At 64.5% G+C, this 11,567-nt stretch carries 12 protein-coding genes; 4 read left to right on the forward strand and 8 right to left on the reverse strand.

The window, feature by feature from the left end:
• Nucleotides 1-32: 32 nt before the first annotated feature.
• The 4 genes from lpxK to AYB31_RS04725 all read right to left on the reverse strand — a co-directional run bounded on the left by lpxK (nt 33) and on the right by AYB31_RS04725 (nt 4,428).
• Nucleotides 33-1,037: a tetraacyldisaccharide 4'-kinase gene (gene lpxK, locus AYB31_RS04710; protein ID WP_068826275.1), complete on the reverse strand. Its 1,005-nt coding sequence runs from the start codon at nt 1,035-1,037 to the stop codon at nt 33-35.
• Nucleotides 1,034-1,462: an ExbD/TolR family protein gene (locus AYB31_RS04715; protein WP_068826277.1), complete on the reverse strand. Its 429-nt coding sequence runs from the start codon at nt 1,460-1,462 to the stop codon at nt 1,034-1,036. The genes lpxK and AYB31_RS04715 overlap by 4 nt, the downstream gene beginning before the upstream one ends.
• Entirely contained in the window at nt 1,459-2,130 is a 672-nt protein-coding gene (locus AYB31_RS04720) for a MotA/TolQ/ExbB proton channel family protein (RefSeq protein ID WP_068826279.1), read from the reverse strand. The genes AYB31_RS04715 and AYB31_RS04720 overlap by 4 nt, the downstream gene beginning before the upstream one ends.
• A gap of 72 nt (nt 2,131-2,202) precedes the next feature.
• Nucleotides 2,203-4,428 carry a DNA internalization-related competence protein ComEC/Rec2 gene (locus AYB31_RS04725; RefSeq protein WP_068826281.1) on the reverse strand — a complete coding sequence of 742 codons (2,226 nt, stop codon included), beginning with the start codon at nt 4,426-4,428 and terminating at the stop codon, nt 2,203-2,205.
• Between the two features lie 100 nt (nt 4,429-4,528).
• On the opposite strand from AYB31_RS04725, the gene AYB31_RS04730 reads away from it, so the two are divergent.
• Nucleotides 4,529-5,062 (forward strand): DUF2062 domain-containing protein, encoded by a 534-nt coding sequence (locus AYB31_RS04730; protein WP_068826283.1) that lies wholly within the window; start codon nt 4,529-4,531, stop codon nt 5,060-5,062.
• A gap of 18 nt (nt 5,063-5,080) precedes the next feature.
• On the opposite strand, the gene AYB31_RS04735 is transcribed toward AYB31_RS04730, so the two are convergent.
• Genes AYB31_RS04735 through AYB31_RS04745 form a run of 3 tightly spaced genes read right to left on the reverse strand, consistent with a single transcriptional unit; the run spans nt 5,081 to nt 8,259 of the window.
• Nucleotides 5,081-6,325 carry a lipoprotein-releasing ABC transporter permease subunit gene (locus tag AYB31_RS04735; protein WP_068826286.1) on the reverse strand — a complete coding sequence of 415 codons (1,245 nt, stop codon included), beginning with the start codon at nt 6,323-6,325 and terminating at the stop codon, nt 5,081-5,083.
• Nucleotide 6,326: 1 nt separating this feature from the next.
• Complete coding sequence (gene lolD / locus AYB31_RS04740; protein WP_068826288.1) at nt 6,327-7,010, reverse strand: lipoprotein-releasing ABC transporter ATP-binding protein LolD; 684 nt, start codon at nt 7,008-7,010, stop codon at nt 6,327-6,329.
• Complete coding sequence (locus AYB31_RS04745) at nt 7,003-8,259, reverse strand: lipoprotein-releasing ABC transporter permease subunit (RefSeq protein ID WP_068826290.1); 1,257 nt, start codon at nt 8,257-8,259, stop codon at nt 7,003-7,005. Before AYB31_RS04745 ends, lolD begins: the two co-directional genes overlap by 8 nt.
• A gap of 95 nt (nt 8,260-8,354) precedes the next feature.
• On the opposite strand from AYB31_RS04745, the gene AYB31_RS04750 reads away from it, so the two are divergent.
• Genes AYB31_RS04750 through AYB31_RS04760 form a run of 3 tightly spaced genes read left to right on the forward strand, consistent with a single transcriptional unit; the run spans nt 8,355 to nt 9,939 of the window.
• On the forward strand, nt 8,355-8,927 hold the full coding sequence (locus AYB31_RS04750; RefSeq protein ID WP_068826292.1) for a PilZ domain-containing protein: 573 nt from the start codon (nt 8,355-8,357) through the stop codon (nt 8,925-8,927).
• Nucleotides 8,924-9,223 (forward strand): phosphodiesterase, encoded by a 300-nt coding sequence (locus AYB31_RS04755; protein ID WP_068826295.1) that lies wholly within the window; start codon nt 8,924-8,926, stop codon nt 9,221-9,223. The genes AYB31_RS04750 and AYB31_RS04755 overlap by 4 nt, the downstream gene beginning before the upstream one ends.
• Nucleotides 9,220-9,939: a glycerophosphodiester phosphodiesterase gene (locus AYB31_RS04760; RefSeq protein ID WP_068826297.1), complete on the forward strand. Its 720-nt coding sequence runs from the start codon at nt 9,220-9,222 to the stop codon at nt 9,937-9,939. The genes AYB31_RS04755 and AYB31_RS04760 overlap by 4 nt, the downstream gene beginning before the upstream one ends.
• 165 nt (nt 9,940-10,104) lie before the next feature.
• Here AYB31_RS04760 and sthA read toward each other — a convergent pair whose 3' ends face one another.
• The gene (gene sthA, locus AYB31_RS04765; RefSeq protein ID WP_068826299.1) at nt 10,105-11,499 is read right to left on the reverse strand and encodes a Si-specific NAD(P)(+) transhydrogenase; all 1,395 of its coding nucleotides are present in this window, start codon (nt 11,497-11,499) and stop codon (nt 10,105-10,107) included.
• Nucleotides 11,500-11,567: the final 68 nt, after the last annotated feature.

Raw genomic sequence — 11,567 nt, forward strand, 5'->3', positions numbered from 1 at the left:
GTCCTTGCTGGCATTGAAGGCGCCGGCAGGACTCAGGCCTGGGCCGGCAGTAGACGGGTCAGTTCGCGGTCGAGCCAGGCGACGAAGGCCGGCGATGGCGCCGCATCCACGGCCAGATACCACCAGTTGTCGGCGGCGAAGGCCCGGCATTTCACCGCATCCTTCTCGGTCATCACCAGTGGCAGCTCGGGGCTGAACTGCAACGCCTCGCGGCTGTAGCTGGCATGGTCGGCGAAGGGGTGCGCGATCGGCCGCCAGTTTAGCGCTTCGAGGGTGCGGAAGAAACGCTGCGGATTACCAATGCCGGCCACCGCGTGAAGCTGCTGCCCCGCCGCGAAGTGATCGAGATTGCGCCTTTCGCCACTGCGCAGATTGACCAGTGCCGTTGGGCGTAACTGCAAGGCGAAGCCCTGCGCGTCATCACTGGTCGCGCCGTTGCACAGCACGGCATCCACCTCGGCCAGACGCTCCAGCGGTTCACGCAGAGGGCCGGCCGGCAGACAACGGCGATTGCCAAGACCGCGGGCGGCATCGATCAACACCAACTCCAAGTCGCGCGCCAGGCGGTAATGCTGCAGACCGTCGTCACAGAGGACCAGATCCATCTCTTCCTGTTCCAACAACGCCTGCACGGCGCGTGGACGCAGCGGATCGATCACCAGCGGCACACCGCTGCGCTGGACGATCAGCAGCGGCTCGTCGCCGGCCTCGCTGGCTGGATGCTCGGCACGCACCCGCCAGGGAAGCTCTGGAGGTTGGGCGCCATAGCCGCGACTGACCACGCCGACCCGCAAGCCACGGGAACGGCAGTGTTCGATCAGCCAGAGAATCATCGGGGTCTTGCCGGTGCCACCGACGGTGACGTTGCCAACCACCAGCACCGGCACCGGCGCGCGGTAGATGTCACCCTCGCCCGCCAGGAAGGCGCGGCGCTTGCGCCGCACCACACTGCGGTACAGCCACTCCAGCGGGCGCAACAGGTGCAGAGCCGGATGGCCACCGTACCAGGCCGCGCTGAGCCGGTCGGCCAGGCTCAAGGTTGCGCCCCGGCCTCGACGGTGGTGATGCGCAGGTGGGCGAAGCCCAGCTTGCCGGCAGCATCCATGGCGGTGATCACAGCCTGGTGCGGGGTCTTGGCGTCGGCGCTGATCACCAGCGGCAGGCTGTTGTCGCCAGCGGACTCCTTGCCCAAGGCAGTCATCAGGCCGGCCAGATCGTTCTTCATCAACGCCTGGCCATTGAGCGAATAGCTGCCATCGGCGCCGATCAGCACCTCCAGCTGCTTCAGGGTGCTTTCCTCCGGCGGCGTACCGCTGGCGGCCTCCGGCAGATCGACCTTGAGCTGAGTTTCGCGGGTAAAGGTGGTGGTGACCACGAAAAACAGCAGCAGGATAAACACCACGTCGATCAGCGAGGCCAGGTTGATCTCGACGTTTTCTCGCGGTTTGCGCCGAAACTTCACGCCTTCCGCCCCTCTTTGCGGGCTTCCTTGGCGGGGGCCGTTGGAGCGCTGCCCAGATCGACGTCACGGTCGCCCTGCACCACTTCCACCAGCTTGATCGCCTCCTGCTCCATACCCACGACCAGCTCGTCGACGCGACGTTGCAGGAAACGGTGGAAGAACAGTGCCGGGATGGCCACCATCAGGCCGGCCGCAGTGGTGATCAGAGCCTTGGAGATACCACCGGCGAGCACCGCGGCATTGGCCATGTTGGCGCCCATGAAGGCACTGAAGATGTCGATCATGCCCAGCACGGTACCGAGCAGGCCCAGCAGCGGCGCGATGCCGGCGATGGTACCGAGGGCATTGAGGTAGCGCTCCAGCTCATGAATGACGCGGGCGGCGGCCTCTTCGATGCACTCTTTCATGATCTCGCGACCATGCTTGGAGTTGGCCAGGCCTGCGGCGAGGATTTGCCCCAGCGGCGAGTCGGCACGCAGCTCCTTGAGCTTGTCGTTGTTGAGCTTCTTCTCCTTGATCCACTTCCACACCTGCCCCAGCAGATGGGACGGCGTGACGCGGCTCGGCCGCAGGGTCCAGAGGCGCTCGGCGATGATGCCGGCAGCAGCGATGGAACACAGAATGATCGGCAGCATCATCCAGCCGCCTGCTTTGACCAGTTCCCACACGGTTGTACATCCCCCTCGGAAAAGTGGCGCCACTCTAGCATAGGGTCAGGCGAGCGCAGACCACCCCGGTTCTCATTTTTCCCGCCAGAAACGCGCATGCTGACGCCAGCTTGTCGCAGCCTCCCCGGAGCCCAGCCGTAGGCGCACGGCGCCCTCCTCGGCGCTGTCATGCACCTCGATCCCGCGCGCCCGATAACGCGCCATTACCTGTTCATGGGGATGACCGAAGGGGTTGTGCCGACCGCGCGAGAGCAAGGCCTGGAGCGGTGCAACGGCATCGAGAAAGGCGCTTGATGATGAACTGCGACTGCCATGATGCGGCACCTGCAACCAGTCGGCGCGCACATCGCGATCGGCATTCAGCAGGGCTCGCTCGGCGGCGCTATCGATATCGCCAGTTAGCAGCAAGGCCTCCCCGCCCGCCTCCACCTTGAGCAGGCAGGACGCCGCATTGCCGCCCTCGGCCTCAGCCCAGCGCCAGGTGGTGAAGCGCACACCATCCCAGACCCAACCGGCACCATCGACACAGGGTTGTGCCTGCAGCTCGGCGGGCAGCTCGGAGGCTTCGCCACTGCGTACAGCGGCCACCGGTAGGCCCAGCACCAGCGCACGAGCACCACCGGCGTGATCGCTATCGGCATGGCTCAGTAGCAGCAAGTCGAGCCGTGCGACACTCAACTGCCGCAGCGACGGCAACACCACCCGTTCGCCCAGATCGAAATCGCCAAAGCGCGGCCCGGCGTCATAAAGCAACGCATGCTCTCGCGTGCGCACCAATACCGCCGAACCCTGCCCGACATCTAACTGCCACACCTCGGCCTGGCCGTGGGGCACCTGCGCAACCGGTGGCAGAAAAAGTGCTGACAGCAACAGCAGGCCCGGCAGCCTGACCGCCAACCCAGCCGGCAGGATGCACAGCAATGTACCCAGCGCCCCCAGCAACCAGGCCCAACCCGGTACGGCCGTGGGCAGCCAGGCCGGCAGCAGCGCGGCCAACCAGGCAAGCAGCTGGAATAACAACGCCAGCAGGCCGCCTGCCCCCGCCAGCAACGCCTCGCCAAGCCAGGGCACGGGTAGCAGCAACGTGCCGAGCAAGGCCAGCGGCACTACCAACAAGCTGACCCAGGGAACCGCCAGCAGATTGCACAGCGGGGCGCTCAGGCTCAGTGGCAGGCCCAAGGCGAAGAACAGCGGCATCAACCCCAGTGCGAGCACCCACTGCGCACGCCACCAGGCCTGCCACCAGGGCCAGGCACCCAGTCGCCCGGCAAACGCCAGGGCCAGCAAGGCCACGGCCCCGAACGACAACCAGAACCCCGGCTGCAAAGTCGCCAGCGGCTCTACCAGCAACACCAGGATCCACGCTGTCAATAGAGGCAGCCAGACGCCAAGGTGGCGAAAACGCAGACGCCACAGCAACACCAGCGCCACCATCACGCAGGCACGCCGTACCGGCACCTCGAAACCGGCCAGCAAGCCGTAACCCAGCGCCCCGAAGAAGGCCAAGGCGCAGGCACAAGGTAGCCAGGGCAAGGCTCGCGGCCAGCACCCAAGTCGCACCAGGCCGGCGACCAGGCCATAAAGCAGTGCCGCCAGCAGCGCCACATGCTGCCCGGATATCACCAGCAGATGCACCGTGCCGGTATCCTGCAATACACGCCAATCCTGCCGCGACAAGCCGGAATCGTCGCCCAGCACCAATGCCGCCAAGGTGCCCTCGCGGCCGTAGGCATCCACTTGTAGCAGACGCTGGCGCAAGGCATCACGCCAGGCGGAGAAACCGCCTGCTGTCGTCAGGCGCTCGCCCTGCTTGATCGTGCCCGTAGCACCGATGCGCTGCGCCAGCAGCCAGGCCTCGTAATCGAAGCCCTGGGGATTGACCAACCCACGCGAGCGCTTGAGCTTGACCGCCAGACGCCACCGTTCGCCGGCCTGCACCAGCGGCCCGTCATACCAGGACAGGCGCAGACGTTGAGGCAAGGCATGCCGGCGGGAACTCGCCTGCTCCAACTGAAATCGCTGCACGCCCTCGCCACGCTCGGGCAAGCCCGTGACGCGCCCCTCCAGCCAGACGGTGCGTCCATCCAGTTCAAGCGAGAGACGGTCATCCAGCGCGCGCTGCGCCGAAAAGCTGGCCCAGGTCAGGCCGAAAAGAAACAAAGCAATGGGATAGCTGCGCCAGGGCAACAACATCAGCCCCAGAGGCAATGTCACAACCATCAGCCAGCCGGGCGGCAAAGCCGGCAGAAACGGCAGGCAGGCAAGCCCTCCCGCCAGCGCGAGCATCCCTGTACGCATTCAAATCCCCGTCCTGGGTTATTCCATGTCACAAAAGCAGGCGAGCCGTCGCGCCGGCATCCGTGCATAATAGCGCCGCCTCAGCTTCCCGAGAGCCTCAATGCCGCGTCGTCTCTTCAAACGCTACATGCCCGATCCGCAGTTCGTCCGGGAACACAAGTCTCTGCGTTTTCTCGGCACCCTGCTGCACGACCCGAACCTCTGGCACCTCAATCGCCACTCGGTCGCACGGGCCATGGCCGTTGGTCTGTTCTCCGCATTCGTGCCGATTCCAATGCAGATGCTGCTCGCCGCCATGCTGGCCCTGCCGATCCGCGCCAACATGCCGATCTCGGTGGGCCTGGTCTGGCTGACCAATCCCATCACCATGCCGCCGATCTTCTACTGCACCTACAAGCTGGGCGCGATGCTGATGGGCATCCCACCGGTCGAACTCCCGGAAGAATTGACCTGGAGCTGGATCACCGGCGAGCTGTCCACCCTGTGGAAACCCTTCCTGTTCGGCTCGGTACTCACCGGCAGCGTGCTGGCGGTCAGCGCCTATGGCCTGACCATGCTGTATTGGCGCTGGTGGGTGGCGCATGCCTGGCGCAAACGCGTGGAGCGCCGCGCACTGAATGAAAAACGCCGCTGAAGTAGCGGCGTTTTTCATTCACTCGTAGCGCAGCGCCTCGGCTGGCTGCGTTCCCGCTGCACGCCACGCCGGATAGAGGGTGGCGAGAAAGCTCATCAACAACGCCGCCCCACAGATCAGCACGACATCGGTCGCCTGCACATCAGATGGCAGGCTGTTAATGAAGTACAGATCGGAGCTGAAGATGTGCATGCCGCTGACCCGCTCCAGCCAGGCCACCCAGGCACTGACGTTGAGCGCCACCAGCACGCCGAGCGCTCCGCCGATCAGGGTACCGATACTGCCGATCACCGTGCCCTGAACCATGAACACCGCCATGATCTGCCCTGGCGTGGCGCCCAGCGTACGCAGGATGGCGATATCGGCGCGCTTGTCGGCCACCACCATGATCAGCGTGGCAATGATGTTGAAGGCCGCCACGGCGATGATCAGCAGCAAGAGCAGGCCGATCATGGTCTTCTCCATCTTCATTGCGCTGAACAGGCTGCCCTGGCTGCGGGTCCAGTCGTTGGCGCTGTAACCCGCGCCGAGTTGCTCGACGATGGCCGCCGCCACCTGCGGCGCCTGGTACAGGTCCTTGAGCGCGATTCGCACGCTCTGCACCTGCCCGGGCTCAGCGCGCAGCATGCTGCTGGCATCGGCAATGTTGATCAACGCCAGACTGCCATCCAGTTCGGCGCCAACCTTGAACACACCGACCACGCTCAGGCGCAACATGCGCGGCGTGATGCCGGCCGCACTGTCGCTCGCCTCCGGCACGATCAGGGTCAGCTTGTCACCGACACTCAGGCGGAAACGTCGCGCCGTGATCTCGCCGATTACCACACCGAACTCGCCGGCCTTAAGGTCTTCCAGGCGCCCCTGGACCATGTGCTGACCGATGATCGAGACCTTCTGTTCCTGCTCGGGGTCGATACCGTTGATCTGCACCGGCTGCATGGCGCCCTTGTAGGAAAACATGCCCTCCAGCTCGGCAAAGGGCGCCGCGCCGGTGACCTGTTTGTTGCGCATGGCCTCGGCTGCCACGGCTTGCCAGTCGTCCAGCGGCTTGTCAGCCGCCAGGGTGGCATGCGGCACCATGCCGAGGATGCGCGAGCTCATTTCCTTCTGGAAACCGTTCATCACCGACAGCACCACGATCATTGCCAGCACGCCGAGGGCCAGGCCGATCATCGAGGTCAACGAGATGAAGGAAATGTAGTGATTGCGCCGCTTGGCCCGGGTGTAGCGGGTGCCGACGAACAGCGAGAGTGGTCGGAACATATCAGGCAGCCACCAACCGGCCTTCTTCCAGACGCAGCACGCGGTCCATCTGCCGCGCCAGCTGCATGTCATGGGTTACCACCAGGAAGGCGGTCAGGGATGACTGGCTCAGTTCGCGCATCAGCTCCTGGATCTCATGGGCGGTGTGCTGGTCGAGGTTGCCGGTAGGCTCGTCGAGCAGTACCAGCGCCGGCTGGTTGACCAGAGCACGGGCAATGGCCACGCGTTGACGCTCGCCACCCGACAGTTCAGCTGGTTTGTGGCTCAGGCGATGGCCGAGCCCGACGCGCTGCAACAGCGCCGTCGCCCGCTGGCGCGCCTCGGGGATCGGCGTCTTGCCGATCAGCAGCGGCATGCACACGTTCTCCAGCGCGGTGAACTCCGGCAACAGGTGATGGAACTGATAGACGAAGCCCAGCGCACGGTTGCGCAGCAGGCCACGAGCCTTCTCGTTGAGCGCGGACAGCTCCTCGCCCGCCAGCCAGACGCTACCCTGGCTCGGTGTATCCAGGCCGCCGAGCATATTCAGCAGGGTGCTTTTGCCGGAACCCGAGGTACCGACGATCGCCACCCGTTCGCCGGGCAACAGTTCCAGCTCGACGCCGGCCAGCACCTCCACGGTCTGCGGGCCTTCCTCGTAGCTCTTGCCCAGGTTGCGGCAACTCAGGACAGCCTTATCACTCATAACGCAAAGCCTCCGCTGGCTGGGTGCGCGCCGCACGCCAGGCCGGATAAAGGGTGGCAAGAAAACTCAGGACCAACGCTGCGGTGCAGACCATCACCACGTCGCTGACCACGACCTGCGACGGCAGGTAATCGATGAAGTACACCTCGGCATTGAGGAAGTGGATGCCCAGCGCACCCTCCAGCCATTTGATCGCGGCACTGACATTGAGCGCCGCCAGCACGCCGAGCACGCCGCCGATCAAGGTGCCGAACACGCCAATTACCGTGCCCTGGACCATGAAGGTGAGCATGATCTGCCGTGGCGTAGCCCCCAGTGTGCGCAGGATGGCGATATCGGCCTTCTTGTCGGTCACCACCATCACCAGAGTGGAAATGATATTGAAGGCGGCCACCGCGACGATCAGCAGCAACAGCAGGCCGATGATCGATTTCTCCATGCGAATGGCCTGGTACAGCCCGCCGTGGGTGCGGGTCCAGTCGCGGGCGTAGAAGTCCTTGTCGCGCAGCAGCGTAGCCAGCTCCCAGGCCACCTGCGGTGCCTGGAACAGGTCATGCAGCTTGAGGCGAATGCCTTGCACGGCACCGGGTTTGAGACGCAGCAGACGCCCAACGTCCTGCAGATGGGCCATGGCCACATGGCCATCGACCTCGCCGGCACCGACATGAAAGATGCCGACCACGGTAAAGCGCTTCATGCGCGGAAACATGCCTGCCGGGGTCACAGTGACCTCGGGGGCAACGAAAGTGACCTTGTCGCCCAGCGCCAGGCCCAGCTTCTTCGCCGCCAGGTCGCCAATGACAATGCCGAACCCTCCAGCCTTGAGCGAATCGAGCGAGCCCTGATCCTTGAGGAAATAATCGCCAATGATCGAAACCTTGCCCTCTTCGGCCGGGTCGATGGCATTGACCAGCACTTTCTGCACCTGGCCATTGTGGGTCAGCAGGCCCTGCATCTGGGTGAAGGGCGCTACCGCCGCCACCTGCGGATGCCGTACCAGGCCCTCCGCGATGGTACGCCAGTCGTCGATTGGCGTGGCACTGTCCAGGGTGGCGTGCGGCACCATGCCCAGCACGCGATTACGCATCTCGCGGTCGAAGCCGTTCATGACCGACAGCACCACGATCATTACCAGCACACCCAGCGCCAGGCCGATGATCGAAGTAAGGGAAATGAAGGAAACGAAGTGGTTGCGGCGCTTGGCGCGCGTGTAGCGCAGGCCGAGAAACAAAGACAGGGGTCTGAGCATCAGTACGAAGTTCGCTGGCGAATGGGAAACGTCCTTGTGGCAGGGCTCGGCGCGCGGCCTTACACTCAGACCACCACTGCAGCCATGGGTTCGCCATGTCGAATCAAGACGTCGATGACCGCCGCGAATACTATCGTATCGAGGATACGATCGCACTGGATTTCAGCCTGCTATCCAGCGCCGAAGCGCATACCAGCGAACCGCTTCACGACAGTTCGCCGCTGTTCAACCTGCTCAGCGAGCTGCATTTGATGGACTTCGAATCGCAGCACCTGCTGCGCCACATCAGCGAGCGCGACCGGACCCTGGCCAACTACCTGAAGGTGATGAACAAACGCATCGACCTGCTCGGCCAGGCGGTGGCGCAAAGCCTGCTGCGCGACATCGGCGCACCGCGCCAGGTGTCGCTCTCCGAAGGGGGTATCAGTTTCAATCACCACCAAGCGGTGCCTGCCGGCAGCCATCTGGCGATCAAGATGGTACTGATGCCCCAAGCCCTCGGCCTGCTGCTGCGAGCCGAGGTCGTGCATTGTCAGGCGCGCGGCGACGGCCAGTTCGAGATCGGCACCGAGTGGGAGGTGCTGACCGATGCTCAGCGCCAGCTGCTGGCCCGCCACATTCTGCAGAAACAGGCGCTGGAGCGACGCCAGGCGCGGGAGCAAAAATGAAACGACTACCGCTGCTGCTTGCCATGCTGCTGCCCTTGCCTGCGCTGGCGCAAACCATCGAGATTCCGCTTGGCCAGCAGGGCGACGCCGTCGCCGGCCTGCCCAAACTGGGCGAGTCCAAGCGCGCGGTGCTGGAGCGCTTTGGCCTGGCCGACGAGGAGCATCCCCCGGTTGGCCAGCCGCCGATCACCCGCTGGGACTACCGCAGCTTCAGCGTTTACTTCGAATACGACCACGTGATCGACAGCGTGCTGCATCACCAGCCACGCAACCCCGTCGCCAAGGAGCAACAGTGACCCTCATCTACGGCCACCGCGGCGCCAAGGGCGAAGCACCGGAGAACACCCTCGCCAGCTTCCAGCGCTGCCTCGAACATGGCGTCACCCGCTGCGAGCTGGACTTGCACCTGTCACGCGACGGCGAACTGATGGTGATCCACGACCCGACCCTCAAGCGCACTACCGGCCGCCGCGGCAAGGTGGTGCAGCATGACGCCGAGGAGCTGGTGACCCTCGATGCCCGCCAGGGCGGCCCGGGCTGGAAGGCGCCCTGCCCCATCCCCAGGCTGGAAACACTGTTCGAGCAGTGCCCGTTCGAACACTGGCAACTGGAGGTGAAGATCGCCTCCCGCGTGCGCGCAGCGCGTACCGTGCTGGCCATCCAGGCGTTGGCGGAGCGCTTCGGCATCAAGGACCGGATAACCGTCACCAGCAGCTCGCGCGAAGTCCTGCGCGCTCTGCGCCGCCTGACCCCGGAGCTGTCGCGCGGCCTGGTCGCCGAATACAACTGGCTCGACCCGCTGAAGGTCGCCGCGCACCACGGTTGTTCGATGCTGGCGCTGAACTGGACCCTGTGCACCCCCGAACGCCTGCTCAAGGCACAGAAAGCCGGGCTACACGTGTCGGTATGGACGGTCAACGAACCCTCGCTGATGCGCCGCCTGGCCGACTTCGGCGTGGACAGCATCATCACCGACTACCCCGGGCTGGCGGTGGATACACTCAAGCGCTAGCCCCCCCTTCCCGAGGCAAAGGGGCAAACAAAAAACCGGCTCAAGGGCCGGTTTTTTGTTGTAGCGTCGCGCCTGGTCAGAAGCTCTCCCGGTTCGGCCAGCGCCAGTCGCGGGAGTTGCTGAAGGGATCTACCCCAACCGGCTCAGGCCACCGGTCGGAGCCGCTCAAAAAAGCCGGTTGAGCCCGTCGAATGCCGCCACCCGATAGGCCTCGGCCATGGTCGGGTAGTTGAAGGTGGTGTTGACGAAGTACTTGATGCTGTTCGCCTCGCCCTTCTGGTTCATGATCGCCTGACCGATATGCACGATCTCGGAAGCCTGGTAGCCGAAGCAGTGCACGCCGAGGACTTCCAGGGTCTCGCGGTGGAACAGGATCTTCAGCATGCCCACCGGCTCGTGGGAAATTTGCGCGCGGGCCATGCCCTTGAAGAAGGCCTTGCCCACTTCATAGGGAATCTTGGCCTGGGTCAGCTCCTTCTCGTTCTTGCCGATCGAGCTGATCTCCGGAATGGTGTAAATGCCGGTCGGCACATCGTCGACGAAGCGCCAGCTGTCATTCTCCACCGCGCTGCCGGCGGCCGAGCGGCCCTGGTCGGCAGCAGCACTGGCCAGGCTCGGCCAGCCGATCACGTCACCGGCGGCGTAGATGTTCGGTACCGCCGTGCGGTAATGCTGATCGACTTCGATCTGGCCGCGGCCGTTGGCTTTCAGACCGATGTTCTCCAGGCCCAGCTTGTCGGTGTTGCCGGTACGACCGTTGCACCACAGCAGGCAGTCGGCCTTGATCTTCTTGCCCGACTTGAGGTGCAGGATCACGCCGTTCTCCAGGCCCTCGATGCGCTCGTACTCCTCGTTGTGACGGATCAGCACGTTGTTGTTGCGCAGGTGGTAGCTCAGGGCATCGGAAATCTCGTCGTCGAGGAAGCTGAGCAGCTGATCGCGGTTATCGATCAGGTCGACCAGCACGCCCAGGCCGCTGAAGATCGAGGCGTACTCGGAGCCGATCACGCCGGCGCCATAAATGATGATCCGGCGCGGGGTGTGGGTCAGGCTGAGGATGGTATCGCTGTCGTAGATACGCGGGTGGTGGAAGTCCACATCGGCCGGGCGATAGGGACGCGAACCGGTGGCGACGATCACCTGTTTGGCCACCAGACGCTCGACCACGCCACTGGCGCAGACCACTTCCACGGTGTGCTCGTCATGAAAGCTGGCAGTGCCAAAGAACACGTCGACACGGTTGCGCGCGTAGTAGCCGGTGCGCGACGTGACCTGCTTGGCGATCACGCGCTCGGCGCTCTTCAGCACGTCCGGGAAGGAGAACCAGCGCGGCTCGCCGATCTGGCGGAACAGCGGGTTGGTGTTGTACTGCATGATCTGGCGCACCGAGTGACGCAGGGCCTTGGACGGGATAGTGCCCAAGTGGGTGCAGTTGCCGCCGACCAGGGGCCGGTTGTCGACCACCGCCACCTTGCGCCCGGCCTTGACCGCGTTCATCGCCGCGCCCTCGCCCGCCGGACCGGAACCCAGCACCACCACGTCGTAGTTGTAGACCGCCATGCTTACTCCTTTCAGAACTGCTCAGGGCGCCCGAGGCGCCCTGCAGGTGCCGCTACGGCACGCTCTTT

Source organism: Pseudomonas sp. BMS12 (assembly GCF_001592875.1).
GTDB lineage: Bacteria > Pseudomonadota > Gammaproteobacteria > Pseudomonadales > Pseudomonadaceae > Aquipseudomonas.